The organism is Rossellomorea vietnamensis, from assembly GCF_001305855.1.
Classification (GTDB): domain Bacteria; phylum Bacillota; class Bacilli; order Bacillales; family Bacillaceae_B; genus Rossellomorea; species Rossellomorea vietnamensis_A.
Genome location: NZ_LIXZ01000006.1, coordinates 135,956 through 160,955 on the forward strand (window position 1 = coordinate 135,956; position 25,000 = coordinate 160,955).

Consider the following 25,000-nt stretch of genomic DNA (forward strand, 5'->3'; position numbering starts at 1 on the left):
GTAACTTTTTTACATAATAAACGACTAATAATTTGACGGGGAGGGAATAAAGTGAACTCCGTTTTTGAGAGATTATACTCTGCTTATCATCAGGATGTATTTCAATTCCTCATATATATGGTACAAAATAAACAGCAGGCTGAAGACCTGGTTCAAGAAGTCTATATTAGGGTGCTTAAATCCCATGAGAACTTTGAAGGGAAAAGCTCCGAAAAGACCTGGCTCTTTTCCATTGCGAAAAATGTTGCCATTGATCATTTCAGAAAACAAAAAAACTGGAAAAACCGGATTCTGGATAAATTCGATTGGAGTCACAATGAAGTAACAGACGACGGGGCACTTCCCGAAGAGATCGCCGTTGCCAATGAGGAGATCCAGATGTTGTATGAATGCTTAAAACACTGCACAACGGACTTTCGAATGGTCATCATCATGCGTTACTTACAGGAACTTTCAATCGCCGAAACCTCTGAGGTGCTTGGCTGGTCAGAAAGCAAAGTGAAGACGACCCAGCACAGGGCCATCAAATGGTTGAGGATTGAAATGAATCAACGGCTCCCGAAGGAGGAAAGTGACATTGAACAAGTCAGAATGGAAAGATCGTGATATTGAAGACCTCATCAAAAAGCTTCCTCAAATCAAAGATGATCGAACTACTCAATATATCCAGGCAAGAATGGAAAAGCAAAAAAGGAAAAGTCAAGCCTCATTCAAAGGATTCATACCGGCAGTCGCTGCCCTTGCCGCCCTCTTCATCATGGTCCTGCTCGCTCCAACCGTCCTAAATCAATTAACGGAAACCGGCATGGATAATTCTGAAAAGGGAACGGCGGATTCAACCGAAAGCTCCGAAAATAATTTGGATATGGCCTCCCGGGAAAAGCCAACAGAACGTCCTCCTGAACCAAGTAAAGAAGCGAAAGTCGCTGGGACGGAAGATAATCAAAATGAAAACAACAAACTGACAATGTCTGAAAACCTGCAAGAACCCACAGAAAGGCTTTCCCTCTATGAAGAAGACGTAAAGGGAAAGGAATTTTATAACTTTGGACTTGTTTCGCGGGATGCCGTACCCATACCTGTATCGATTGTCGAAGAACGGAAAGAAGAAGACTGGTTAACAAGACATGAGCAAATTGCCGAAAAGCTGCCTGAAACGGACTGGGGACTTGAAGACTACCTTCCTTTGAATGGAGACGTATCTTTCGACAAAAATAAGGTCATCTTCACTCTTCGTACTGATCACTCTTACAGTGGCAGCAGCGCAGTCGAATACGCATTTTATCACTCTCTTCAATACTCATTCCAACATAAGGGTTTAGAAGAAGTCGTACTGAAGAATCATGATGGTTCTGTCCCTCAATTCAGTTCAACGGGAGAACTCTCAAAAATTGATTTGAATGAAATAGTACACAGTGCTTACTATCTATATACGCCTAATGGAAAGGACCGTTTCCTTGTTCCCGATAATATTAACAGAGGAGGAATCAAGGAGTCGATCGAAGCGATGAAAAGTGCAGAGACGGGCCTTTTTCAAAGTGTGATCCCGAAAGACATCAACTTTAATGTATCGAAAGCAGATGGAATTGTAACGATCAGTTTTTTAAATGAATTGGATATGAGCTCATTAGACGAACAGACTGCACAGGAGATGATTGAAGGGATATTACTGACAAGCAGGAGTTCTGGATATAAGAGCGCCCGGTTTGAAAACATCAAACAGGAAAGCTGGAACGGTTTCGACTTTACTGGACCCGTCAAGACACCGATCAGCCCGAATAAAAAGAGCTTAGTAAATTAAATAACAGGCATAAGGCCAGAAACGGATGTCACCTCCGATTCTGGTCTTTGCTATTTAGCTATGATATGAATATTTATCTCATACACAGACAAACTACTCAAAGGAAAAATATCTCAAAATGTATGCCGGTGCATGTAATGAGGGGGAAAAGGTTAGAATGGTGTAATACATATAGAAGTCGCGGCACGTCTGTCAATAAGAGCGAAGGAGGACAAGCATGTTTTTCGATTATGCAAGAAGGCTTTTCATCGTTTTTCTTTTAACGTTATGTGTATTCATGATGTTCTTAACGGGTAATGTGGCAAAAGCAGAGGGGGATAAGGTGTCAGGGGACACAGCGTCCTGGACCTTTCCCGTAGAGGGCATGATAACAGATTCATATGGTACAAGGTCTGGTTCTCACAAAGGAATGGATATCGGAGGGGAAATCGGGTCACCTGTGTATTCTGTCGCTAAAGGAAAAGTGATCAAATCTTATCTTTCAGAGAGCTACGGTCATGTTGTATTCATCAGGCATGAAAATGGTTATGAAACCGTCTATGCTCACCTGGAAAGCAGGCTTGTCGATGAAAATCAGGAAGTGGCACAAGGTCAACAACTTGGACGATTAGGAAATACGGGAAGATCAACCGGAGCGCATCTCCATTTTGAAGTACATAGGGGGGAGTGGACGATTGATAAAGAAAATGCAATCGATCCCTATCGAGTTTTCGGTCATGGGGAAGTCGGGCAGCTTGTATTTGCGAAAGTGCAAGATCCTTTCCAGGCAGTCGGTGTCGCCGGGAATCCGGTATCTCCTCCTGATGAAAGTGAAGCTGAGGGGATGCATATCGTACTTCAAGGAGAGACCCTTTGGGGGATTTCCCGACAATACGGTCTGTCGGTAGAAGATATAATGCAGGAAAATGGATTGAAGAGCTCCGAGTTAATGGTCAATCAGAGATTGATGATTCCCGGGTCATCCCCTAAAGGACAGTACGTAGTGAAGCAAGGGGACACTCTGTACTCCATCTCTATGGCACAGGGGATCGACGTGGATGAATTGGTCGCGAGGAATGACTTGAACCCGGAATCGGCGATATATCCGCAACAGGTGCTAAAGGTGAATTGATTGTCAAGCACAACGTAGAAAAGGGGTTTCACCTATTTAGTTCGAATTCGAACTGTTTTTCTTCACATATCCATTAACATTATGTATAATGAGAATGTATAAAAAAATAAAGATTCGTCTTCGGGGCAGGGTGAAATTCCCTACCGGCGGTGATGAAACCATGTGTTTCTAAGCCCGCGAGCCTTTTGGGGCAGGATTTGGTGCGATTCCAAAGCCGACAGTATAGTCTGGATGGGAGAAGATGAAGGTGATTGCCACAACGTTTAGAAAATGGGAAGCTAAACGTTTATTAGGGTATGCCTTTCATTCTCCGGGATATGTATATCCGGGAGTTTTTTAATGCTACCTTTGGCTTGAGCCGTCTTCAACATGAGATGAATCTCCTAAAGGAGAGAGAGTTATGAAAAAAATGAATACGCGCATGTTTGTCACAGTTGGTATGTTAAGTGCCATTTCGTATGTACTAATGTTATTCAACTTCCCAATTCCACCATTTCCAAAGTTTCTAATGGTTGATTTCAGTGATGTACCTGCATTAATTGCGACGGTCACACTGGGACCGCTCGCAGGAATATTGGTCGAACTGTTTAAAAACGTGATCGATTATGTCATGACCGGAAGCGACACAGGTGTTCCGATTGGTCATGCGGCCAATTTTATTGCGGGAGTCCTCCTGATTTTGCCAACGTACTACATCTATTCACGTTTTCAATCGAAAAAAGGTTTGTTGGCCGGGCTGATCACAGGTACCATCGTCATGAGTATCAGCATGGGGATCTTGAATTATTTCGTGTTCCTGCCTGCTTATAAATACTTTATGAACTTTGAGCTTCCTGCTGAAATTATCATTACTGGAATCGTTCCATTTAACATCCTGAAAGGGATTTTGGTTACATCCGTATTTACCTTACTGTTTATCCGCCTTCAAGGCTGGCTGTCAAGGCAAGTAGCCTTAAACAAAGCGGCATAGTGATTATATAAACTGAACCCCTCAACCATATTGAGGGGTTTTTCTAATGAAATGATTTACCATAAAAAAAGAGCTGAGAAGAATAGATCTTCTCAGCTCTCTTCCTTACTATTCAAATTTCAGTGCATCTCCGTCGAATGGTTCGTCAGATACTTTAATGGAATCTGTCGGGCAACCTTCGAATGCATCGATCATATCATCTTCCAATACGTCAGGAACTTCAACCGTTCCCTGGTTATCATCTAATGTTACAAATGCAATACCTTCATCATCATAATCGTAAATGTCTGGAGCGGCAGCCCCGCAAGCTCCACATGCAATGCATGTATCCTTATCAACGATCGTATATTTTGGCAAAGAAAAAACCTCCCGGATAAATAATTCTATATAATTCATCATTATACATAATGTCAATTTGTGAAAAATCACTTAATGTTTATTTTATAGAGGATTGAATGACTTTTCAATAGTTAGGTGCTTTCTTTTTATTTTTATCCTATATAAGAAAAACAAAACATGGTGAAAAGCCAATTTCATGGTACAATATTTGACAATAACCTACATATTAAGGAGTAGAGAATTGACCTATCTTAATTATGTGATCCTATATTGTTTTTTGCAAATTAGTGGAGAACGCTCCATTTACTCAGTATTTCATATTTTAAAAGGGAAGAAGTCTTCCCAATCCATTCAGGATGCACATATCTTTCATCTGCAACCATTTTTTCTTTCATTACCTAAGTTGAAGCGGTCATATTTCAACCAAAAGGTAACGGAATTGGAACAAGCAGGATGGATCACTTTTGGTGAAAGCGATAATGCCCACCTGTCAGTTGAGGGATCAAAAGCCGTTAAAGAACACTTTCTTGGTGATGCTTTCCCTTCAGAGATGAACGGGCTCATCTATGGTGACCAAACCCGTCTATTCTGGATGAGATTGAGCCTCCTGGTTCAAGTGCTTTCCAATGCCAAACAACAGGAAACCCTCTATTACCCGGTTCAGAGGAACAAACTTATTCAAGAATGGGTAAAGGATTGTATCAGGACCAATCCTAATAGTGACCAACTTTCGTCCATGTTGTTTAAAGAGCTGACCACTCTGTTGAATTCTCAAGAGAATGACCCATCTTTATTGGTCTTTCGATTAACGGGATATCGAGACTACGGGTGGACGGAATTTCAGGTGGCAGAGAAAATAGGAATGGATCCGGAAGAGTACAGATTCAGATTCCTGAATCTGCTCCACGGTATGCTGACAGAAATAGAAAAGGATCCAAAAGGCTATCCTTTATTATATTCCATCAGCTTGAAAAGTGATCACAGACAAAACCTGACCATATCGACCAGCAAGACGTACGACTTGTATAAGCGGGGGCATTCCCTCGAAGAAATTGCCCGGATTCGTAAATTGAAACTCAATACCATTGAAGACCATGTCATCGAGTTGATCTTAACGGAAGAAGATTTGGCCATTGATCCCTTCATTACGAGCGAAGAATATGTAAATGTACTGAAAGTGATGAAGGAAGTGCAAACGAAAAGACTTAAACCCATTAAAGAAAAGCTCCCTCATTTGACCTATTTTCAAATCCGGGTCGCTATCGCAAAGGCAGGTGAAACACGTGAATTTGCAACGAGAACTTAAAGAAAGATTCGGCTACTCGTCCTTTAGGGAAGGGCAGGAAGAAATCATCCATTCCGTACTGAATCAACAGGATACGGTTGCTATGCTTCCGACAGGGACAGGGAAATCGCTGTGTTATCAGCTTCCTGGATATCTGATGGATGGGCATGTGCTGATTATTAGCCCCCTGCTCTCTTTAATGCAGGATCAAGTGGAACAGATGAAAGTGATGGGGGAAAAGCGGGTCATCGCCCTGAATTCTTTTTTGCCCTATATGGAAAGAAGAAGCGCTTTGGAACAATTACATCTGTATAAGTTCATCTTCATTTCCCCTGAAATGTTAATGAATCGAGGTGTCATATCTTCCCTTCAATCACTGGATATATCCTTATATGTGATTGATGAAGCCCACTGTATATCTCAGTGGGGACCTGATTTCAGGCCGGATTATCTAAAGCTCGGGGAACTGAAGGAGCTGCTCCGAAACCCGACCACCCTTGCATTGACGGCAACGGCAACAAAGGAAGTCAGGGAAGACATCAAGCAGGTGCTTCAAATGAGTCGTGCTGTTGAAATGGTCTACTCAGTCGATCGAGCCAATATTGGATTATTTGTTCATAGTGTATCCGGTCAAAATGAAAAGCTGAATACTTTGTTAGTATGTGTGAGAGCGTGGGATGGACCGGGGATCGTATATTTCTCCAGTAAACGTATGGCAGAAGAAGTTGCCCTCTGGCTTTCAGAGAAAGGTGTGTCAGGGGTTGCCCACTACCACGGAGGAATGGAGCAAGAGGAGCGGATCTTAATTCAGCAGCAATTCCTTTCGGGAAAACTGAGAATGATCTGTGCAACCTCAGCGTTTGGGATGGGAGTGAATAAAGAAAATATCCGTTTCGTCATACACTTTCATTTCCCATCCAGTATCGAAGCGTTTTTACAGGAGATTGGAAGGGCGGGCCGTGATGGAGTGAGCAGTGTTTCAGTTGTGCTATACTCTGAACAGGATCTTTCCTTGCCCTTGCAGCTCATTGAAAGCGAGCTGCCCGAAGATGTTCAAATTAGAGGCTTTATTGACGATGGCAGAAAGGGTCAGTCGAAGGAGTTAATCGAACAGCTGCAGCTTACAGAGGTCCAGTACCGGTTCCTGACGTATTACACTGATGAGTTGACCCGGGGAATGCCATTTGATCAAGATAGATTACTAGAAAAAGTGAAACAAATCCGGGACAATCGTTTACAATACAAGAAGGAGAAGTTGTACTCCATGATCCACTGGCTCCAAGCCATTACGTGCAGACGGGAGAAGCTGCTCCATTATTTCGATGAGAAAATGGATAGAGACCATCCATTTTGTTGTGATATATGCGGCGATTCACTCCATGATTTCAAGACTAAACCGTTCGTGTTAAATACACAAGACGCAGGCGACATTACATGGGAGAAAAGGTTAGAAAATTTATTATTAGGATAAGTGGTAACAATGCAGAAACAAGGGGAAATCATTCAACAGCTTACTAAGAAGCAATTAACTTTCCATTTATATTTCACTCAATTTTTACTATTAACGATTGCCTGTGTATTAGGTATATTTTTATTTGATACATCATCTGAATTCTGGAAACAACTCAGGTTTTCCCCCGTCATATTGACGGTCGGGGTGACGAGCGGTCTCCTGATCGTCATGATCGATATCCTCCTGATGAAGGTGTTACCCGCTAAATACTATGACGATGGCGGGGTAAATGCACAGATATTCACTAATAGAAGCATGGACGAAATTGCCCTTTTGGCTTTTTTTATCAGTGTAAGTGAAGAGGTATTATTCAGGGGTGTGCTCCAATTCCATTTTGGACTGGTCATTTCAAGCATTATTTTCGCACTCATTCATTTCAGGTATTGGGCTCATTGGTTTTTAATCATCAATATAGTACTGCTCAGCTTTTGGATCGGTTTCATATATGAATCCACAGATAATTTATTGGTTACGATCATCATGCACTTTGTCATCGATTTTTTACTCGGGTTACACATGCGTAAGAATGGAAGACAAAGAAGTAAAGAAGGGATGTCACATGAGTAAAGACCCATATCGAGATCAGGCAGCGAAACGGAAGATAAAAATTGAACGAGTCCCTGAGGAGCCACCAGCCAAAAAAAGGGAGCCTCTTCCCCCAAGAAGTGAGTTGCATAGAGAAAAACTTAAAAAGAACAAGTGGAAAATGAAATATCCATTGATCAGTATGCTGCTTTTATTTTTTATTTTATTGCCTCTGACTGTTTTTGGCCTGTACTCTTTATTTGATCATAGAAATGGTCCCCTGGTGGTTATGTCTGAAGATGTAGATGACGTGGTTGAAGTCCGTTATGATCAATCTGAAAATGAACAAGAAGAAAGTGAGGCTGCCATCACCCCTCAAACGGAAGAAGATCCCCCTGATACGGATCAGAAAAATGCATCATCGAACGAGTCCGCTTCCTCTACTGGGGAGAAGAATCAACAAGCCTCGGCGCCGCCACCTAAAGAAACGGTAGAAGAAAAGCCGAAGGAACAGATAAAAAAAGAACCAATAGAAGAAACAAAAGAAGAACCACAAGAGATAAAGAAAGAAGAGCCAAAGGTCAAGGTTGTGTATCATACGGTTAAACCAAAGGAAACCTTATATCGGATCGCCATGAATTACTACCATTCCCCATCAGGCGTTGATCGGATCAAAGAATGGAATAAGATTAAGGATACTGATATTCAAACCGGCCAAGTGTTGGAAATCCCGTTAGATCAATAAAACATCCACCCTATCATCTTGTGATGGGTGTTTTTTTTTGGCGGATTTACAATTATTTGCAACATTTACAAATAGAATTTACATGGGATTAGTAAAGGAATTACATATCGGAAATATAATGGAACTGAAATATTAGTAAAGGGAAGGGAGTCGATGATATGGACAATATGATGACGCGCTTTCGTCATGCAGATGATAAGTTGTTTTACAGGATCAATGGTAGTAAGGAGCTGTATCGTTCATTCTTTGGATACGTGACTCATTTGGGAGGGGCGAAGGTTACAGTGGGATCCATCGTCATCCTGTTTATCATGTGTCAGCATTATATCTGGCTCAAGGATACGGTCACTGCGGCTGCGGTTTCTCTATTCGTCAGCCATATCCTGATGATGTTCTTGAAAAAGGGTGTCAAAAGAATACGTCCTTATATGACACTTCCGGGTGCCATCATCCATGGCTATCAATTCAAGGATCACTCATTTCCGTCAGGACATTCAACTGCCATATTCTCCCTCACCATCCCCTTTATGATCCACTATCCGGTGACGATACTCGTTCTGTTCCCGTTGAGCTGGCTCGTTGGGTATTCAAGAGTCGTCCTCGGGGTGCATTATCCTTCTGATGTATTGGCAGGTGCCTTTCTTGCCTTTGCCACGACTATGATGGTCATCTTGTTCTTCTGAGAAGTTTACCGAAAGCTGATAATAATTGTATTCTCAAAAGGGGGAAGGGTAATGAGGGTAGCACTTTTTTCTGATACGTATTATCCGCAAGTAAACGGAGTGTCAAGGACGTTAAAAAGGCTGACGGATTATTATGATAAAAGAAGGATTGAATACAAAGTGTTTGTACCTGACCTTCAGGATAAAAAGGAGAATTATCCTAATGTACACTCATTCACGAGTTTTCCCTTCTTTCTTTATCCAGAATGCCGGACGGCCATAGCAAATCCAAAGACAATCCGAAAGCAGCTAATGGATTTCTCTCCTACGCTGATTCATGTAACCACACCCCTGACAATGGGGCTATTCGGAATCCGTGGAGCAAAGAAATTGGACCTCCCCCTGGTGGCTTCTTATCATACACATTTTGATGTGTACTTGAACTATTACAAAATGATGTGGGCAGCCCCGTTATTATGGAAATATATGAAGTGGTTTTATTCACATGCAGACCGAATACTCGTCCCTTCTGAGGAAACGAGGCTTCATCTGATGAAACAGGGCTTTACCGACTTGTCCATATGGGGGAGGGGGGTCGATTGTACGGCCTATTCACCCAAGAAGCGAAATTCCACCCTTAGGGAAAAATATAAGATTGAGAAGAAATATATCCTCCTTTATGTAGGGAGGCTTGCACCTGAGAAAGACTTGGATACACTGGAAAAAACGATCAAGCATCTTCCCATGGAGATGAAGGAGCAGGTCCAATGGGTCATCGTAGGCGATGGACCGCTGAAGAAAGAGCTTATTGATAAGACTCAAGGTGAAAACGTCATCTTCACAGGCTATCTGACAGGGAAAGAACTTGCAGAAACATATGCATCCTCCGATCTGTTTGTCTTCCCTTCAGCTTCTGAGACATTTGGGAATGTTGTACTGGAAGCAATGGCTTCAGGATTGCCTGCCATAGTCGCAGACAGGGGGGGAGTGACGAATATCGTCGAGCATAATCATACAGGACTGATAGCGGAAGCTCATCGATATCAGTCCTTCATTCACCAAATCATCGAATTGCTGGATGGAGACCGACTGATATACATGAAACGAAAAGCACTTCAAATGGCTGAAAAACAATCCTGGGATGCTATCTTTGAAGGACTCATATCTGAATTCAGGGAAGTGAGTTCCTTCCATACACAAACGCAACGGTACAGCTCATAAAAGTATTCAAGAAGGGTCCTCATAAGGGGGTCCTTTTTTAGTTGCTGATTCTATCTCTCAGGACATGCTCATACACTATAGGGAGGAAAGGAGTGGGTAGGGATGGCTCGTGGAGGAAAGGAATTTGGGGAATGGACAGACCAAGCAACGGAGCAAATGCTCTATAACCTGATTGAAAAAAAACAAAAATTTGATAGAGCGAAGGCTCTTCATCTATATACATTATGGGGGACGATGTTTGCATCCTTCTTTTTTCTGTACTATTTGACGAAATTCGTGTCAGGCCCTTATTCATATTCATTTGCTGCGATGTTCTCCATCTTTGTTTCAGATTCCATTCACTTATTCATGGCTCTGTTTCTGGTAGTGCTATTCGGAGCTGCAAAAATATTATATGAAAAAAAGGAAAAAAAAGAAAAAGAGTTTCATGCATTAAGATGCGAAGTCATTGATCGCAGTAAAGATTTATGGAAAGAAGAAGCGTGGAAAAAAAGGCATCATGTATACGATAAAATGAAAAAAGAATGGGATATCAATCTCTTTCATGGCAGTAAATGAGAATCCAGTGCTTCATGGAAGCACTGGGGGTGAGTTCTCAAGGCATGAACAGATCTCACACTTGCCATGGCCACGGTGCATCTTTCCAATTCCATGGGTAATTGGAGTAGCTGTATCCATAATGGGTGAGGGGACCGAACTCCTTTTCAAATTTCTTTTTAATTTGTTTTCGCGTTTTTACATACATATTGTACTGTGAGATGGCTTCATAGTCTTGCGGGTGGGTATCAAGGTACAGAGTGAGATCGACAATGACGAAATCGATCGCCTGCAGTTCTTCCAACACTTCGTAATAATGGACGGGAAGCTGTTTCATATGGGACCACTCTCCCTTCGTTTTTTCGCAGGGATTATTAATATGGATATTATGAAGTCTAAAATTCCTGCATACCTGTTCCTCCTCGTAAATAAAATCCTTCGTAACAACATATGAATGGAGGAATGGGAACATGATAATTTATATAAATTCATAAGAATGAAGGGAAATACAGATGAAATGTTGAATACATAAGGTGTAGGAAATTAATGATGAGGTGGTCAAATGTTTGTTAAAAATGCCATGATACCGAAACACAAATGCTATGTGGTGGATGTAAACGATTCAGTTGAAAAGACGCTGACGGTGCTCGAACACCATAAAATCGACGGGGTACCTGTCCTTTCGAATGAAGAGTTTAAAGGCGTAGCGACCCGTTACAATATCTATCAAAGCTTCTTCCTTTCAGGAATGGATAAGGAAACCTTTGTCAAAGAGAAAAAGGTCAGTGATATCATCACGGATTCGGACAAATATATGACCGAAAAAGATGTATTTGAAAAGGCATTGGTCGAATTAAAAGATTCGCCGATCCTTCCGGTGGTAGGTGAAAATCATAAGTTCCTCGGACTCGTTACACGCTTTGACGTCCTGGATCAATTCAGAAGTGCATTTGGCATGGATCAAAAAGGGGTCCGCATCGCTTTCTCTTCTGTAGAAACGGAAGGACGGATCGCGAGGCTCGGTGACATTATCCAGCAATATTCAGAATCGGTGATATCCCTTGTCACGTTCGATGAATCCGATAAATTATTACGTCGTATTGTCTTGAAGGTGGAAAAGAGGGACAATATGGATAAATTCCTTCATAAGTTAGAAAAATCGGGCTTCCGAATTCTCGATATTCATGAAGACGAATAATTGAATAAATCCCTGTATGAAACAAAATCCTTCTCATAAGATTTATGGGAGGGATTTTTTTGATCAATCATTTTGCGAAACTGATAATTACGTTTCTTTTAGGGTATCTATTCATTACATGGTTTCCGGCCTCAGAACGATTTACAAATCCAGAATTCATTGTGGAGATGGTCCTCAATCCGGTACAGTTCTTTGCTGCGTCCATTGCTTTTATGATCGGGATCTTGTGCCAGGTGAATGTATTGAAAGCGGAATTCTATTCTTTCCTTCAATTATGGAACGGGAAACTACATAAAGAACTGATCCTCATCCCTTTTCACTTAGCGGTGATCTACGTGTTGAGCGGATATGGCATTGGGCAATCCGTGATTTTTTCCTGTTCAGCCATTTTTTATGGTATCATTTCAATAGATTTTCGCCGTCAAGGAGGCCATAATGCTTGAATTTTGTATGATTTTATTATTAGGGGGAGCCAGCCTCCTCATATATATGTTATATGAAGCCCGACGTAACGTTGTAAAGATTGAAAGAGTTAAACTGCCTCACTATCCTGAACATATGAAGCCCATATCCCTTTTTTTTATTTCTGATATACATAAACGGGAAATTTCAAATGAAATCATCGAAGACGTGAAAGGAAAGACGGATCTTGTCATCATCGGTGGGGATCTTTTGGAAAAAGGGGTGCCTTTTTCAAGGGTCGAACGAAATCTCGACAAACTCCTGACATTGGGGAGCGTTTATTTCGTATGGGGAAATAATGACTATGAAGTGAATACCAGCAGGTTAAAACAGATATTCAAGAAAAAAGGAATCGTCGAAATCGTCAATTCTTCAGTGAAAGTAAAGATTCATAACGGTGTCATGAACTTGATAGGAGTGGATGACGCAAGTACCCAACGGGCAAATTATCAGGCTTCTCTTGAACAGGTACGCCCTGATGAATTCAATCTTTTGGTCAGTCATGATCCAAGACTTGTGAATCAAGTTCAGAAAAAAGACGGAATCGACTTCATGATGAGCGGTCATACACACGGAGGGCAGATTCGACTGTTCGGCTGGGGGATGTATAAAAAAGGGAGACTTGAAACTCTCCACGAGACCACCCTATTAGTAAGTAATGGCTACGGGACCACTGCCATTCCTTTGCGACTTGGTGCCCCGGCCGAAACCCATTTGTTGGTGATGCATAAAGGATGAAATGAACAAATGTTATTCATTACCTATACAAATTTTACACAAAGAGGTTTCTCGGGTTATAATTTTGGAGAGATGAGAAATACTTGGGGGACTATTTATGAGCAATGAAAAGAAGTTGGAAGGCAAATACAATATTAAAGCTGTGTCTACCATTTTAGGGATTCAACCGGGAACATTGCGTGCTTGGGAGAGAAGGTATCAGATCATTGCACCAGTGCGGAATGAATCCGGTCACCGTTTGTATACCGAACAGCATTTAAATATATTGAAATGGCTGGTTGAAAAGGTCGACCAAGGCTTCACCATCAGCCAGGCCGTTGCGTTACTGGACAAACAGGAACTAGAAGAGAATGAAATCACATCCTCTGAACAAAAGGATCGCACCCAAACGATTTCAGATGATCTTTTAAAGGCTTTATTGAGTTTTGATGAAACAAAAGCCCATGAATTGATCAACCAATCGTTTTCGGTGTATACCATCGACAAGGTGGTCATCGATATTCTCGGCAGCCTCCTGGTAAGGATCGGGGATTTATGGGAAAATGATGAAATCACGACAGCCCATGAGCATTTTGCCACTTCCATCCTCAGATCCCGAATCGGTATCATTATGCATTCATTCCCGCATAACGGGATATTACCCAAGGTAGTGGCTGTCTGCGGTCCTGGAGAATGGCATGAATTAGGATTATTGATCTTCACCCTTTATGTTCGCAGAAAGGGGTTTGAAGTCATCTATCTGGGATCGAGCATAAAAGAGAATGATATTGACATCGTGCTGGATGAAGTGAATCCAAAGTTTTTATTCTTCTCATGCACACTGCTTGAAAATGTCGATAACCTCCTTTCCCTCGTTACGTCCTTAAAGAACGAGCGGAAGGATCTTGTGATCGGGATGGGTGGATTCGCCGTTGATCACCTGTCCAAAGACTTAAAAGCAGATTTTGATGAACATATCGTGGGACAAACCAAATCTCAGTGGGAACAATGGCTCAAAAGTAAATTATAAGTGGAGTATGCACTGTTTTTCGCCCCTTACATAGTATGATGATAAATCGTCACACTCTGGGGGGTACGAAGATGAAGCTCGAAAGAATTTCGGACAATAAAATAAAATTTTCCATTAGTGTAGAAGAGTTAGAACAAAAAGGCTTATTTGAACAAGACCAATGGAAAGATTCTTATATGTGGCATGATCTGTTCGAAGACATGTTAGATGAAGTACAAGGGAAGTTCGGCATCGAAACGCAAATGGAAATCACAGTGGAGATCGAATCATTCGATGAGCAGGAAATCTGCTTGATCCTCACGTTGGAATCAGAAGATGACTTCTCTGACTGGGAAGAAGGTACCGAAATGATGAAATCCATGAATGATCACGATGTTCTCGTGTATTTCGATGATTTCGAGGACTTACTCACCCTTCTTAAACGGATCAATAAGATGGGGAAGCTGAGCCATTCCCTCAGTCAATGCAGTATTTTTTACTATAAAAAAAAATATTACGTACTTATAGAGAATTTGCTTGAAGCCGACAGCTTCATCCTGGAAGCGATTTGCGCCGAATACGGTCAAAACTCGACGATCACAAAGCATGTCCTGATGGAATATGGCCGAGTTGTGTTATTAAGGGATTCCATTGGAAAGATATTGTTTTATTTTTGAACTGATATGAAATCTTTACCCCCTTTAAATATAAGGAAATTGTCTTTTTGCACTCTCAGGATCAATCCTGGGGGTGTTTTTTTGGGTTTGGAGCTTTTCRATGTGTCCAGCTCCGGCGGCTAGTCCCTCGAGGTCATAAGTCAAATCAACCAAAAAGGCAAAGGACGCCTTTCCGGTTGATTCGCCTTATGCTTGTCGGGCCTGAACAAGCCGCCTCCGCTTTTCGATGTGTCCAGCTCCGGCGGCTAGTCCCTCGAGGTCATAAGTCAAATCAACCAAAAAGGCAAAGGACGCCTTTCCGGTTGATTCGCCTTATGCTTGTCGGGCCTGAACAAGCCGCCTGCGCTTTTCGATGTGTCCAGCTCCGGCGGCTAGAGGCTCGAGGTCATAAGTCAAACCGGCCAAAAAGGCAAAGAACGCCTTTCCATCCGATTCGCCTTATGCTTGTCGCCTCTAAACGAGCCGCCTCCGCTTTTCTTAAATGATAGCGTTTTCAAAAAAATGCTCCATATTGAATTTTCCTTCTTTGCAAGTGGAAATCAAACGTGTATACTATGTCATGAAAGCGGACGAGGTTCTGCTAAACAGTGAAGGATACTGGGAGGTTTACATACATGGTAGCCGAAAAGGGGAAAGAAAATCACCAAGCATCAGAGCAGCATGATGTGCTGAAATCTACACAAACGGTTATTCATCTTGCGCTCGATAAATTAGGGTATTCAGAAGAAGTTTATGAACTATTAAAAGAACCAATTCGTATGTTAACGGTTAAAATACCAGTCCGGATGGACGATGGAAAAGTAAAGGTGTTTACGGGCTATCGTGCCCAGCACAATGATGCGGTCGGACCGACAAAGGGCGGGATCCGCTTTCATCCAAACGTTTCGGAGAAGGAAGTGAAAGCACTTTCCATATGGATGAGCTTGAAATGCGGAATCGTCGATCTTCCATATGGGGGAGGTAAAGGCGGGATCATCTGTGATCCCCGGGATATGTCATTTAGGGAGCTGGAGCGATTAAGCCGTGGATATGTACGTGCCATCAGCCAAATTGTAGGACCTTCTAAAGACATTCCTGCACCGGATGTTTTCACAAACTCGCAAATCATGGCGTGGATGATGGATGAATACAGTCGGATTGATGAGTACAATTCTCCAGGATTCATTACCGGTAAACCATTGGTGCTGGGAGGATCCCACGGCCGTGAAACGGCAACTGCCAAAGGGGTGACGATCTGTATCCATGAAGCGGCGAAGAAAAAGGGAATCAAACTCGAAGGGGCAAGGGTGGTCGTTCAAGGTTTCGGAAATGCGGGCAGTTTCCTTGCCAAATTCATGCATGACGCCGGTGCGAAGGTGATCGGGATCTCTGATGCCTACGGCGGCCTGCACGATGAGGCCGGATTGGATATCGATTATTTGCTGGACAGACGCGACAGCTTTGGAACAGTTACGAAGTTGTTCAATAATACGATTACCAATGAAGAACTACTGGAGCTTGATTGTGACATTCTTGTGCCTGCAGCCATCGAAAATCAAATCACGGACAAGAATGCCCGTAATATCAGGGCAAGCATCGTCGTCGAAGCTGCCAACGGACCGACAACATTAGAAGCGACGAAGATTTTGACAGAACGCGGTATTCTATTGGTACCAGATGTGTTAGCGTCGTCAGGTGGAGTGACGGTTTCGTACTTCGAGTGGGTTCAGAACAACCAAGGGTATTACTGGACAGAAGAAGAAGTGGAAGAGAAACTGGAAAAGATCCTGATCAGCTCGTTTAATAATGTGTATGAAACGTCTCAAACAAGAAGAGTGGATATGAGGCTCGCCGCCTATATGGTTGGTGTAAGGAAAATGGCGGAAGCCTGCAGGTTCAGGGGTTGGATTTAGCGATATACTAAAAAGGGTGGGGTGCATGTCTTCCCGCCCTTTTTTTCTTTGGGAATCCCATTCAATCCTGCCGATGGAACAATAATATGAGTGTGGGTCCCGAGAGGTCGAGGGCTCCTTTTTGACCTGGACGCAATCTTATTCCATAATAACTGAGTAAAGACTATTTAAAAATCTGAAGTGTACGGATGAACATGACCATTCAGATAGAGGAATTGAAGGAGTGTCTGAATTTGAAAATGGAAGAATGCATTGTTATAGGTGGAGGACCGTGTGGGTTATCTGCCGCCATTAGTCTGAAAGTAAAAGGAATCAATCCTTTGATCATTGAAAAAGGGAATATCGTCAATGCGATTTACCACTACCCTACCCATCAAACCTTCTTTTCGTCGAGTGAGAAGCTCGAGATCGGTGAGGTGCCTTTTGTCATTGAAGAACATAAGCCGAGAAGGAATCAGGCATTGGTATATTATCGCGAAGTGGCGAAGCGTAAAAAGTTGAGAATCAACCGGTTTGAAACCGTCCATAAAGTAGAGAAGCACGAAGGTAGCTTTACGGTGGCTACTTCTAAGGGTCTTTATGAAAGTAAGTCGATTGTCATCGCAACCGGATACTACGACAACCCGAATTATATGGATATCCCGGGAGAGAGACAAGAGCATGTGTTTCATTATTTTAAAGAAGCCCATCCTTTTTTTGATACGGATGTGGTGGTCATCGGAGGGAAAAACTCCGCAGTTGATGCAGCTCTCGAATTGAATAAAGCGGGGGCAAGGGTCACCGTTTTATACCGTGGAAGTGAATATTCCAAGAGTGTCAAGCCCTGGATCCTCCCGAATTTTGATGCCCTTGTAAGAAACGGTGAGGTGACGATGGAGTTTCAGGCATGTGTGGATGAAATAACCGGGGATTCTGTTCTTTACAACGTTGATGGAGTAAAGAAAGAAGTGAAGAGTGATTTTGTGTTTGCCATGACCGGCTATCATCCCGATCACAGCTTCCTTAAGAAGATTGGAATAGAAATCGATAAGGAAACAGGGCGTCCTGCCCATAATCCCGAAACGATGGAAACAAATGTAGACGGCGTCTATATTGCTGGTGTCATTGCTGCAGGAAACAATGCAAATGAAATCTTTATTGAAAACGGGCGTTTGCATGGAGGGCTGATTGCTGAATCCATCACTGGCATGAAAAAATAGGGTGAAGAATGAGAAAGAGGCTCACAGAGGAGCCTCTTTCTTATTTCTTTATTACTCTGGGTCTTTACTAGTTTTTGAAGATATCTTCCAATTTTTTCATGTCTTTTATTTGGGAAAGGGCTACTACAAGCTTGATTCTGGCCTTTTGTCCATTTAGGCCGTTTGAAAAGATGACTCCTTTTTCCTTCAGTTGTTTTCCACCACCGGCATATCCGTAAATGTCCTGGACAATCCCGTTGAAGCATCTGGAAACCAATACGACGGGAATATTCGATTCTAACAGCTCCTCGATGCCCATCACCGTTTCCGGCGGGAGATTCCCCTGACCCAATGCTTCGATGACGACCCCGTCGTACTGAAGATCTTTAATGGCCCTCAGTAAGCCTGAATCCATCCCTGCGTAAGCCTTGATGAGTGTCACCCTCTTGGAAATGTCACATACCTCGTAGTGCTCGTTCGAGGTAGGCTGGTGATGAAAGAGCACCCCTCTTTTCGTCACGATCCCGATCGGACCATACTGAGGGCTTTGAAAAGTCGATACATTGCTTGTATGGGTTTTGGTCACATTTTTCGCTGAATGGATCTCGTCGTTCAGCACAACTAAAACCCCTTTGTTCTTGGATTTGTCGTCCGCCGCTACCCGGACAGATGATATCAGGTTATATAAACCGTCGGCACCTATTTCATTGCTTGATCTCATGGCTCCTGTCACCACGATCGAGATGGGGAGGGAGAGGGTCAAGTCCAAGAAATACGCCGTTTCTTCCAGTGTGTCTGTTCCATGGGTGATGACGACCCCGTCAAATGGCTTTTCCCGATACTTTTTTTCGATGATTTCTTTCAGCTGCTGCATATGCTCCGGCGTAATATGTGGGGAAGGCAGATGGAATGCTTCTTCGACCGTCACATTTGCCAGGTTTGAGACGATGGACGTCTGTACAGAAAGCGGGTTTTCCTTGCCCGGGGTAACGGCTCCCGTCTGTTCGTCTTCCATCATCGAGATGGTGCCGCCTGTATGTATGACTAAAATATCTTTCTTCATCATTCATTCCTCCAACCATTTAAATTCCTATTTCCAATCCTACACTAACATGATACGATTAAGAAAACCGAAAGAAAAGAGGACTTTTTATGCTGGTGATTTTATCAGCGGGTATAGCACCAGGATTAGCATTGTTAAGTTACTTTTATTTACGGGATCAATATGAGGCCGAACCCATTACATTGGTGTTTAAAACGTTTATGTACGGGGCACTCATTACCTTTCCGATTATGTTTTTACAATATGTACTGGAAGTGGAAGGGATCATTGACGCAAATTGGTCTACAGCCTTCATCTCCTCAGGGCTCCTCGAAGAATTTTTCAAGTGGTTTATTTTGATGTTTGCAATCTTCCAGCACGTGGACTTTAACGAACCTTATGACGGGATTGTGTATGGGGCCAGTGTTTCTCTTGGATTCGCTACTGTAGAAAATATACTATATTTAATCGGCAATGGCGTTGAGCACGCATTTGGGAGGGCGGTACTCCCTGTTTCGAGTCATGCCCTTTTCGGAGTCATTATGGGGTACTATTTAGGAAAAGCCAAGTTCTCATCCCGAGAAGAAAGGCATAAATGGCTTTTTCTAGCCATCTCATTACCTATCTTGTTACATGGAACTTACAATTATATTTTCCTTGCTGAGAAAAACTGGTTTTACTATATGGTTCCATTTATGTTTTTCTTATGGTGGCTCGGATTAAAAAAAGTGAAGAGTGCCCACCAGCTTACAGAAAAAAAGTACAAAAGGGAATTGAAGAAAGAAGTCATTTAAAGATGCTCACCATAGGGAGCATCTTTTTCATTGAATGAGAAGAACCCCCGCTAAATGCGGGGGTTCGATTTATTTATAAGCAGCAGCAAGATCGGTTTTCGGCGATTCTTTCCGCTTCACTTCATCAATTTTGTTCACAAACATCTGAAATACTTTTCTTTTTTCATCCAAGTCGCGTATGTATTCTTTCAGTTCACTATACTTTTCTTCAAATGGCTTATGATACATTTCCCTGATATTTTCAATGATTTCTTCATTTACCGTGGATTGAATGACCTGCTTTGTAATTCCGTATTTATAGGAATAGACTTTCAGTTCTTTTTTTACTTCCTCATAATCAGTATTGATTTGATCCAATACCTCTGAAATATCCTCTTTCCATTCATCCAAAGATTTCGCTAAATAATCCTCCATCATGACCCTCCTGTTTGAATTAATGAAGTATCCCACACTCATTATAACCTTGCATGTTTACATCCCTTTTGCTGAGATATTACAGTGTCTTATCAAAGTGCTTCACTTTTGCAGGCGCTTTTTATAGTTTTAAATTTTTAATGCTCCCACTTGTATAAAATGGGAGCCTCTACAAAAACTAGAGTTAATGTTAATTGAAGATATGGAGGTTAAGGCATTATGAATAGTCGTTTCAAATGGGTTTCTACTTCAGTCGTCATGGTGCTTATGTGTTCTCTACTTATGATTTCTTCTGAAGGGGAGAAGGCAGACGCTTTTACAAACCAGGTAATTCAGCATGGCGCAACGGGTGAGGATGTAATCGAGCTTCAATCCAGACTTCAATATATCGGGTATTATAACGGCGATATTGATGGTGTATTTGGATGGGGGACCTATTGGGCACTCAGAAACTTTCAATATGAGTTCGGTCTTCCGATCGATGGCCTTGCCGGTGCGAAAACGAAAGAAAAACTTGTGAAGGCATCAAAGTACAATAAGGAATATGTAAAAAATCAAATTGAAAAAGGCAATGACTTCAGCCATTATGGCGGGACAGATTTAGATAAGCAAAATGGTTCGACAGGTGGGGGAGGGGCAAAGGCTCCTGCTCAAAACAAGCCGGCCCCGTCTAAGCCGACGGCGGTGAATACGCCGAATGGTTTCTCTCAAAATGACATTCAATTGATTGCAAACGCAGTATATGGAGAATCACGTGGTGAACCATACGAGGGACAAGTGGCTGTTGCGGCAGTCATTCTGAATCGGGTAGACAGCTCGGCATTTCCCAATACCGTGGCTGGGGTCATCTTTGAACCAGGTGCGTTCACAGCTGTAGCTGATGGTCAAATCTGGTTAACCCCCAATGAAAGAGCAAAAGAAGCAGTGTTGGATGCGATTAACGGATGGGATCCGTCATCAAGTGCCCTGTATTACTTTAATCCAGCGACGGCAACAAGTAAGTGGATTTGGTCCCGTCCCCAAATCAAGAAAATTGGAAAACACATATTCTGTAGTTAAAGAGGTGAAGGGAATTGCTACGTATCATTTTGATTACGGTACTCGTCCTGGGTGTAGCCGGTACCGCTTTCTGGGGATACCAGGAACACCAGGAGAAAAATGCGATATTAATCAATGCGGAAAATAACTATCAACGGGCGTTTCATGAGTTAACCTATCAAGTGGACCTGCTTCATGATCAAATCGGTTCTACACTTGCCATGAATTCAAGGAAATCTTTATCCCCTGCACTTGCAGATGTTTGGAGATTAACTTCACAGGCTCACAGTGACGTGGGGCAGCTGCCTTTGACGCTTCTTCCGTTCAATAAGACGGAAGAATTCTTAAGTAAAATCGGTGATTTCAGCTATCGCGTAGCTGTACGGGACCTGGACAAGAATCCATTGACCGATAAAGAATATAAGTCATTGGAAAATCTGTATGAACAAAGCGCAGATATACAAAATCAGTTACGTAAAGTCCAGCATCTTGTCATGGAAAACAATCTGCGATGGATGGATGTTGAAATGGCTTTGGCATCAGGGAATGAGCAGGCAGATAATACGATTATCGATGGCTTCAAGACCGTCGAGAAAAACGTATCCGGATATGATGAGGCGAACATTGGAACGACTACCTTTGTCAACAGTGAGAAGAAAGATCAAAATTTTAAAAAGTTAAAAGGGAAAGAGATTTCCAAAGAAGAAGCAGTGGAAATTTTACGAAAGTATTCCGCGATCCCGAAATCGAAGGATGCAAAAGTATCAAAAAGCGGGAAAGGGGCGGATTACAAATTCTACAGCGTATCGATCGGAAATGGAAATACCGAAGCAAGCATGGATATCACCCAAAAAGGCGGGTATCCGATCTGGTATATCAATAATCGCAAAATCAAGGAGCCGAAGATCAGTTTAAACCAAGCGGCGGAAAAGGCGACGGCTTTCCTGAAGGAAAACAAATTCCAGAAGCTTGAGTTATTTGAAAGCGCGCAATATGATAATATCGGAATTTTCACATACGTGACGGTTCTGGATGGAGTTAGGATCTATCCTGACTCAGTTAAAATAAAAGTAGCACTGGATAATGGACAGATTGTCGGCTTTGCTGCTGAAGAATACTTAAAGAATAATCATGAGAGAAATATCCCTGAAGCTTCCATTACAAAGGCAAAGGCGAAAGAAACGACGAACCCCAACCTGAAGATAATGGAAGAGCGTCAAGCGGTGATCGTGAACGACCTGAACGAAGAAGTGCTTTGCTATGAATTCCTTGGCATGCTGGGTAAAGATACCTATAGAATATTCGTCAATGCCGACACTGGAGAAGAAGAAAAAGTGGAAAGGCTCAAAAAAGCAGAGCCCATTTATGAAGAAGTCGTTTAACACTAAGAGGGACGGACCTCCGATATGGAGGTCCGTCCCTCTCTTCTTATTCGAAAATTCAGAATGGAGGTAAAAAAGGTATGGAAAGGTGAGGGATCTCGTGACATAATGTAGATACATATTATGGGAAAGTGGGAATTTAGGACTATGATAAAAGCTGGTACCACATTGCAATTGGAGCCTATACATAATGAAACATTTGATAGATATAGATGCAGGGTGGTCGAACTTTCAGAAGAGGGGATTTTCATTGATTATCCCATCCATACCAAAACGGAGAAAGCCGTTTTTTTAATCGATGGAACACAGATGAAAGCAAGCTTCACCCTCAATGACCAGACCGTCCTGATGTTTGAAACGGAAGTGATGGGCCGGAAATTATCCAAGATCCCGATGATCCACCTGCACTATCCGGGGGACGATGGGTTGATTAAAGTCCAAAGACGACAATTCGTACGTGTAGAAGCAAATACTGACATTTCATTAAAGATCAATGATCAGTTTTACCCTACAATCACGGAAGATCTCAGTGCAGGGGGATGTGCTGTGGTGGTGAGGAAGGGAATGGAATTGAAGAGGGGTGCCAAACTGTCCACGATCATCGTCCTGCCGATGCAGACAGGAGAGTGCCGGTATGCAGAAATTGAAGGCAAAGTGATCCGGGTCTGGGAAAAGGAGCACAAGCAAATTGCAAGCATCGAGTTTGCTCATTTAACTGAAAATCAGAGACAACACATTTTAAGATATTGTTTCGAAAGACAGCTTGATTTAAGAAAAAAAGGCTTACTTGAATAAAAAACCAAAATGTACACATACTTTTTCTTAGAATGGAAAAAGGGTGATCTTGGTGAAAACGGTAGAAAGAATACTAATAAAATTAGCCATTATACATGTCATATTATTAATAGCGGTCCAATTTGTATTCCATCAACTGAACTTCCTTCCCGAGCTGCATAAGCTCGTTTTCTACGAAGGGGTGGAGAAGATGGAGTACAGTGAAATTGTAGAAACCCTATCACGTTAGAGCAGGAGATGAATCCCTGCTCTTTTTTTTGAAAGAACACGCCCAAAGAAAGAATCTATAAACGAAAAGAGAGATTTATGTTAAAATGGGTAAGAAAATTATTAGGAACTTAAGTAGGTGGATGAATTGAAAAAATTAAGAATTGCAATCGATGGTCCTGCAGCAGCAGGGAAAAGTACTGTTGCAAAGATTGTGGCAGGTAAATTATCTTATCTTTATATTGATACCGGGGCGATGTACCGCTCTTTAACGTATAAAGCTTTGAGCAACAACATAGACTTGCATGATGAGAATGAATTGAATCGATTATTGTCAGAAACGACGATCGAACTTGAACCTTCTGAAGATGGACAGCTTGTATTCCTGGACGGGAACGATGTAACAGATGAGATCCGCCAGGCTTCCGTGACCAATTCAGTGTCTCATGTGGCCGTTCATTCCGGTGTGAGGGAAGAAATGGTGAAGAGACAGCAGCAGCTTGCGAAAGAAGGCGCTGTAGTGATGGACGGAAGGGATATCGGCACTCATGTCATCCCGGATGCGGAAATCAAGGTTTTCTTACTCGCCAGTGTGGACGAACGTGCCCAAAGGAGATATGAAGAGAACCTCTCGAAGGGATATCCGAGTGATCTGGAGCAATTAAAAGAAGAAATCGCCCGCCGTGACAAAATTGATTCTGAAAGAGAAGTGGCCCCTCTGAAAAAAGCCGAAGATGCAACCGAGATAGATACCACTTCCCTTTCCATATCAGATGTGGTGGACCAAATCATGTTGTTAGTAGAAAGGAAAGGTTAAATTGAACTTATATACCTTTGCTAGAGGTCTCGTTAAGTCGATCCTCTCTCCTTTGTACCGGATAGAGGTGAAGGGGTTGGAGCATTTCCCGAAAGATGGGGGTGTTTTACTATGCACCAACCATATTGATAACCTGGATCCACCTGTCGTCGGGATCTCAGCACCAAGGCCAGTGTCCTTCATGGCAAAAGAAGAACTCTTCAATGTACCCGTATTGGGGAAATTGCTTCCTGATTTACGCGCATTCCCTGTGAAAAGAGGGATGAGCGACCGTGAAGCACTGCGGAAAGGATTAAAAGTCCTGAAGCAGGGAGATGTTTTAGGACTGTTCCCAGAGGGTACTAGAAGTAAGACAGGGCAAATCGGCAAGGGATTGGCAGGTGCAGGCTTCTTTGCCCTTCGCTCTGAAGCTTATGTTGTACCATGTGCCATCATTGGACCATACAAGCCATTTAGGAAATTAAAGGTTGTATTCGGGGCGCCGATCCCGATGGATAGTATCCGTGAAGAAAGATTGAATGCGGAGAAAACGACGGAAATCATTATGAAGCATATCGAAGACCTGATACATGCGCATCAATAATATAAGGTTTCCCGCTTGACAAAAAGTAGTATTTATTAGAAGTTAGTAGAAAGAATATTTTAAATTGCGAAGTCTCACAATAATCA

29 protein-coding genes and 1 riboswitch are annotated in these 25,000 nt (G+C 42.4%); of the genes, 25 read left to right on the forward strand and 4 right to left on the reverse strand.

What is annotated here, in order from left to right:
• Positions 1-51: 51 nt before the first annotated feature.
• The 4 genes from sigX (at position 52) to AM506_RS09750 (ending at position 3,882) form a co-directional block, all read left to right on the forward strand.
• Positions 52-606: an RNA polymerase sigma factor SigX gene (gene sigX / locus AM506_RS09735; protein ID WP_060672304.1), complete on the forward strand. Its 555-nt coding sequence runs from the start codon at positions 52-54 to the stop codon at positions 604-606.
• Positions 578-1,801, forward strand: coding sequence for a hypothetical protein (locus AM506_RS09740; RefSeq protein WP_060672305.1), 1,224 nt, complete (start codon positions 578-580; stop codon positions 1,799-1,801). The genes sigX and AM506_RS09740 overlap by 29 nt, the downstream gene beginning before the upstream one ends.
• A 217-nt stretch (positions 1,802-2,018) precedes the next feature.
• Entirely contained in the window at positions 2,019-2,912 is an 894-nt protein-coding gene (locus tag AM506_RS22065; protein WP_082386305.1) for a peptidoglycan DD-metalloendopeptidase family protein, read from the forward strand.
• A 112-nt stretch (positions 2,913-3,024) separates the two neighbouring features.
• Positions 3,025-3,159, forward strand: a riboswitch (FMN riboswitch).
• 153 nt (positions 3,160-3,312) lie between these two features.
• A complete protein-coding gene (locus AM506_RS09750) occupies positions 3,313-3,882 on the forward strand; it encodes an ECF transporter S component (protein WP_060672306.1) in 570 nt (189 codons plus the stop codon).
• A gap of 108 nt (positions 3,883-3,990) precedes the next feature.
• On the opposite strand, the gene AM506_RS09755 is transcribed toward AM506_RS09750, so the two are convergent.
• Positions 3,991-4,239: a ferredoxin gene (locus AM506_RS09755; protein ID WP_034758261.1), complete on the reverse strand. Its 249-nt coding sequence runs from the start codon at positions 4,237-4,239 to the stop codon at positions 3,991-3,993.
• A 223-nt stretch (positions 4,240-4,462) separates the two neighbouring features.
• Here AM506_RS09755 and AM506_RS09760 point away from each other — a divergent pair, with 223 nt between their 5' ends.
• The 7 genes from AM506_RS09760 (at position 4,463) to AM506_RS09790 (ending at position 10,730) form a co-directional block, all read left to right on the forward strand.
• Positions 4,463-5,527 carry a helix-turn-helix domain-containing protein gene (locus AM506_RS09760; RefSeq protein WP_060672307.1) on the forward strand — a complete coding sequence of 355 codons (1,065 nt, stop codon included), beginning with the start codon at positions 4,463-4,465 and terminating at the stop codon, positions 5,525-5,527.
• The gene (locus AM506_RS09765; RefSeq protein ID WP_060672308.1) at positions 5,505-6,977 is read left to right on the forward strand and encodes a RecQ family ATP-dependent DNA helicase; all 1,473 of its coding nucleotides are present in this window, start codon (positions 5,505-5,507) and stop codon (positions 6,975-6,977) included. Before AM506_RS09760 ends, AM506_RS09765 begins: the two co-directional genes overlap by 23 nt.
• 9 nt (positions 6,978-6,986) lie before the next feature.
• A complete protein-coding gene (locus tag AM506_RS09770) occupies positions 6,987-7,586 on the forward strand; it encodes a CPBP family intramembrane glutamic endopeptidase (RefSeq protein ID WP_060672309.1) in 600 nt (199 codons plus the stop codon).
• Positions 7,579-8,289 carry a LysM peptidoglycan-binding domain-containing protein gene (locus tag AM506_RS22745; RefSeq protein ID WP_060672310.1) on the forward strand — a complete coding sequence of 237 codons (711 nt, stop codon included), beginning with the start codon at positions 7,579-7,581 and terminating at the stop codon, positions 8,287-8,289. The genes AM506_RS09770 and AM506_RS22745 overlap by 8 nt, the downstream gene beginning before the upstream one ends.
• A gap of 158 nt (positions 8,290-8,447) precedes the next feature.
• On the forward strand, positions 8,448-8,972 hold the full coding sequence (locus tag AM506_RS09780; RefSeq protein ID WP_060672311.1) for a phosphatase PAP2 family protein: 525 nt from the start codon (positions 8,448-8,450) through the stop codon (positions 8,970-8,972).
• 51 nt (positions 8,973-9,023) lie between these two features.
• On the forward strand, positions 9,024-10,172 hold the full coding sequence (locus AM506_RS09785; RefSeq protein ID WP_060672312.1) for a glycosyltransferase family 4 protein: 1,149 nt from the start codon (positions 9,024-9,026) through the stop codon (positions 10,170-10,172).
• Between the two features lie 102 nt (positions 10,173-10,274).
• On the forward strand, positions 10,275-10,730 hold the full coding sequence (locus AM506_RS09790; protein ID WP_060672313.1) for a DUF2663 family protein: 456 nt from the start codon (positions 10,275-10,277) through the stop codon (positions 10,728-10,730).
• A gap of 55 nt (positions 10,731-10,785) precedes the next feature.
• Here AM506_RS09790 and AM506_RS09795 read toward each other — a convergent pair whose 3' ends face one another.
• Entirely contained in the window at positions 10,786-11,046 is a 261-nt protein-coding gene (locus AM506_RS09795) for a spore coat protein CotJB (protein ID WP_060672314.1), read from the reverse strand.
• Between the two features lie 225 nt (positions 11,047-11,271).
• Between AM506_RS09795 and AM506_RS09800 the strand changes: the two genes are divergently transcribed.
• The 7 genes from AM506_RS09800 to AM506_RS09830 all read left to right on the forward strand — a co-directional run bounded on the left by AM506_RS09800 (position 11,272) and on the right by AM506_RS09830 (position 17,863).
• The gene (locus AM506_RS09800; protein ID WP_060672315.1) at positions 11,272-11,907 is read left to right on the forward strand and encodes a CBS domain-containing protein; all 636 of its coding nucleotides are present in this window, start codon (positions 11,272-11,274) and stop codon (positions 11,905-11,907) included.
• A 59-nt stretch (positions 11,908-11,966) separates the two neighbouring features.
• On the forward strand, positions 11,967-12,350 hold the full coding sequence (locus AM506_RS09805) for a hypothetical protein (RefSeq protein ID WP_060672316.1): 384 nt from the start codon (positions 11,967-11,969) through the stop codon (positions 12,348-12,350).
• Positions 12,343-13,107: a metallophosphoesterase gene (locus AM506_RS09810; RefSeq protein WP_060672317.1), complete on the forward strand. Its 765-nt coding sequence runs from the start codon at positions 12,343-12,345 to the stop codon at positions 13,105-13,107. The genes AM506_RS09805 and AM506_RS09810 overlap by 8 nt, the downstream gene beginning before the upstream one ends.
• A gap of 97 nt (positions 13,108-13,204) precedes the next feature.
• A complete protein-coding gene (locus AM506_RS09815; protein ID WP_060672318.1) occupies positions 13,205-14,116 on the forward strand; it encodes a MerR family transcriptional regulator in 912 nt (303 codons plus the stop codon).
• A gap of 71 nt (positions 14,117-14,187) precedes the next feature.
• On the forward strand, positions 14,188-14,772 hold the full coding sequence (locus AM506_RS09820) for an adaptor protein MecA (protein WP_060672319.1): 585 nt from the start codon (positions 14,188-14,190) through the stop codon (positions 14,770-14,772).
• Positions 14,773-15,386: 614 nt separating this feature from the next.
• Entirely contained in the window at positions 15,387-16,664 is a 1,278-nt protein-coding gene (locus AM506_RS09825; RefSeq protein WP_060672320.1) for a Glu/Leu/Phe/Val family dehydrogenase, read from the forward strand.
• A gap of 233 nt (positions 16,665-16,897) precedes the next feature.
• Positions 16,898-17,863, forward strand: coding sequence for a YpdA family putative bacillithiol disulfide reductase (locus AM506_RS09830; RefSeq protein WP_060672321.1), 966 nt, complete (start codon positions 16,898-16,900; stop codon positions 17,861-17,863).
• Between the two features lie 67 nt (positions 17,864-17,930).
• On the opposite strand, the gene AM506_RS09835 is transcribed toward AM506_RS09830, so the two are convergent.
• Entirely contained in the window at positions 17,931-18,908 is a 978-nt protein-coding gene (locus AM506_RS09835) for an asparaginase (RefSeq protein ID WP_060672322.1), read from the reverse strand.
• Positions 18,909-18,994: 86 nt separating this feature from the next.
• Between AM506_RS09835 and prsW the strand changes: the two genes are divergently transcribed.
• Positions 18,995-19,678, forward strand: a complete 684-nt coding sequence (gene prsW / locus AM506_RS09840) for a glutamic-type intramembrane protease PrsW (protein WP_060672323.1) — start codon at positions 18,995-18,997, stop codon at positions 19,676-19,678.
• Between the two features lie 69 nt (positions 19,679-19,747).
• On the opposite strand, the gene AM506_RS09845 is transcribed toward prsW, so the two are convergent.
• Positions 19,748-20,092 carry a hypothetical protein gene (locus tag AM506_RS09845; RefSeq protein WP_034758298.1) on the reverse strand — a complete coding sequence of 115 codons (345 nt, stop codon included), beginning with the start codon at positions 20,090-20,092 and terminating at the stop codon, positions 19,748-19,750.
• Positions 20,093-20,350: 258 nt separating this feature from the next.
• Here AM506_RS09845 and sleB point away from each other — a divergent pair, with 258 nt between their 5' ends.
• From sleB to AM506_RS09875, 6 genes are all read left to right on the forward strand, one after another.
• Positions 20,351-21,151 (forward strand): spore cortex-lytic enzyme, encoded by an 801-nt coding sequence (gene sleB, locus AM506_RS09850; RefSeq protein WP_430341603.1) that lies wholly within the window; start codon positions 20,351-20,353, stop codon positions 21,149-21,151.
• A 14-nt stretch (positions 21,152-21,165) separates the two neighbouring features.
• Positions 21,166-22,512 (forward strand): germination protein YpeB, encoded by a 1,347-nt coding sequence (gene ypeB / locus AM506_RS09855; RefSeq protein WP_060672325.1) that lies wholly within the window; start codon positions 21,166-21,168, stop codon positions 22,510-22,512.
• A 147-nt stretch (positions 22,513-22,659) separates the two neighbouring features.
• Entirely contained in the window at positions 22,660-23,307 is a 648-nt protein-coding gene (locus AM506_RS09860; protein WP_060672326.1) for a flagellar brake protein, read from the forward strand.
• Between the two features lie 52 nt (positions 23,308-23,359).
• Positions 23,360-23,536 carry a YpfB family protein gene (locus tag AM506_RS22750; RefSeq protein ID WP_060672327.1) on the forward strand — a complete coding sequence of 59 codons (177 nt, stop codon included), beginning with the start codon at positions 23,360-23,362 and terminating at the stop codon, positions 23,534-23,536.
• Between the two features lie 126 nt (positions 23,537-23,662).
• Positions 23,663-24,331, forward strand: coding sequence for a (d)CMP kinase (gene cmk, locus AM506_RS09870; protein WP_430341437.1), 669 nt, complete (start codon positions 23,663-23,665; stop codon positions 24,329-24,331).
• 1 nt (position 24,332) lies between these two features.
• Entirely contained in the window at positions 24,333-24,914 is a 582-nt protein-coding gene (locus tag AM506_RS09875; RefSeq protein ID WP_060672329.1) for a lysophospholipid acyltransferase family protein, read from the forward strand.
• Positions 24,915-25,000: the final 86 nt, after the last annotated feature.

Excerpts from the sequence above, each read along its gene's own strand:
- AM506_RS22065 (WP_082386305.1), top strand. The coding sequence starts at position 2,019 with ATGTTTTTCGATTATGCAAGAAGGCTTTTCATCGTTTTTCTTTTAACG.
- AM506_RS09750 (WP_060672306.1), top strand. The coding sequence starts at position 3,313 with ATGAAAAAAATGAATACGCGCATGTTTGTCACAGTTGGTATGTTAAGT.
- AM506_RS09770 (WP_060672309.1), top strand. The coding sequence starts at position 6,987 with ATGCAGAAACAAGGGGAAATCATTCAACAGCTTACTAAGAAGCAATTA.
- AM506_RS22745 (WP_060672310.1), top strand. The coding sequence starts at position 7,579 with ATGAGTAAAGACCCATATCGAGATCAGGCAGCGAAACGGAAGATAAAA.
- AM506_RS09780 (WP_060672311.1), top strand. The coding sequence starts at position 8,448 with ATGGACAATATGATGACGCGCTTTCGTCATGCAGATGATAAGTTGTTT.
- AM506_RS09785 (WP_060672312.1), top strand. The coding sequence starts at position 9,024 with ATGAGGGTAGCACTTTTTTCTGATACGTATTATCCGCAAGTAAACGGA.
- AM506_RS09790 (WP_060672313.1), top strand. The coding sequence starts at position 10,275 with ATGGCTCGTGGAGGAAAGGAATTTGGGGAATGGACAGACCAAGCAACG.
- AM506_RS09795 (WP_060672314.1), bottom strand. The coding sequence starts at position 11,046 with ATGAAACAGCTTCCCGTCCATTATTACGAAGTGTTGGAAGAACTGCAG.
- AM506_RS09800 (WP_060672315.1), top strand. The coding sequence starts at position 11,272 with ATGTTTGTTAAAAATGCCATGATACCGAAACACAAATGCTATGTGGTG.
- AM506_RS09810 (WP_060672317.1), top strand. The coding sequence starts at position 12,343 with ATGCTTGAATTTTGTATGATTTTATTATTAGGGGGAGCCAGCCTCCTC.
- AM506_RS09815 (WP_060672318.1), top strand. The coding sequence starts at position 13,205 with ATGAGCAATGAAAAGAAGTTGGAAGGCAAATACAATATTAAAGCTGTG.
- AM506_RS09820 (WP_060672319.1), top strand. The coding sequence starts at position 14,188 with ATGAAGCTCGAAAGAATTTCGGACAATAAAATAAAATTTTCCATTAGT.
- AM506_RS09825 (WP_060672320.1), top strand. The coding sequence starts at position 15,387 with ATGGTAGCCGAAAAGGGGAAAGAAAATCACCAAGCATCAGAGCAGCAT.
- AM506_RS09835 (WP_060672322.1), bottom strand. The coding sequence starts at position 18,908 with ATGATGAAGAAAGATATTTTAGTCATACATACAGGCGGCACCATCTCG.
- prsW (WP_060672323.1), top strand. The coding sequence starts at position 18,995 with ATGCTGGTGATTTTATCAGCGGGTATAGCACCAGGATTAGCATTGTTA.
- AM506_RS09845 (WP_034758298.1), bottom strand. The coding sequence starts at position 20,092 with ATGGAGGATTATTTAGCGAAATCTTTGGATGAATGGAAAGAGGATATT.
- sleB (WP_430341603.1), top strand. The coding sequence starts at position 20,351 with ATGGTGCTTATGTGTTCTCTACTTATGATTTCTTCTGAAGGGGAGAAG.
- AM506_RS09860 (WP_060672326.1), top strand. The coding sequence starts at position 22,660 with ATGATAAAAGCTGGTACCACATTGCAATTGGAGCCTATACATAATGAA.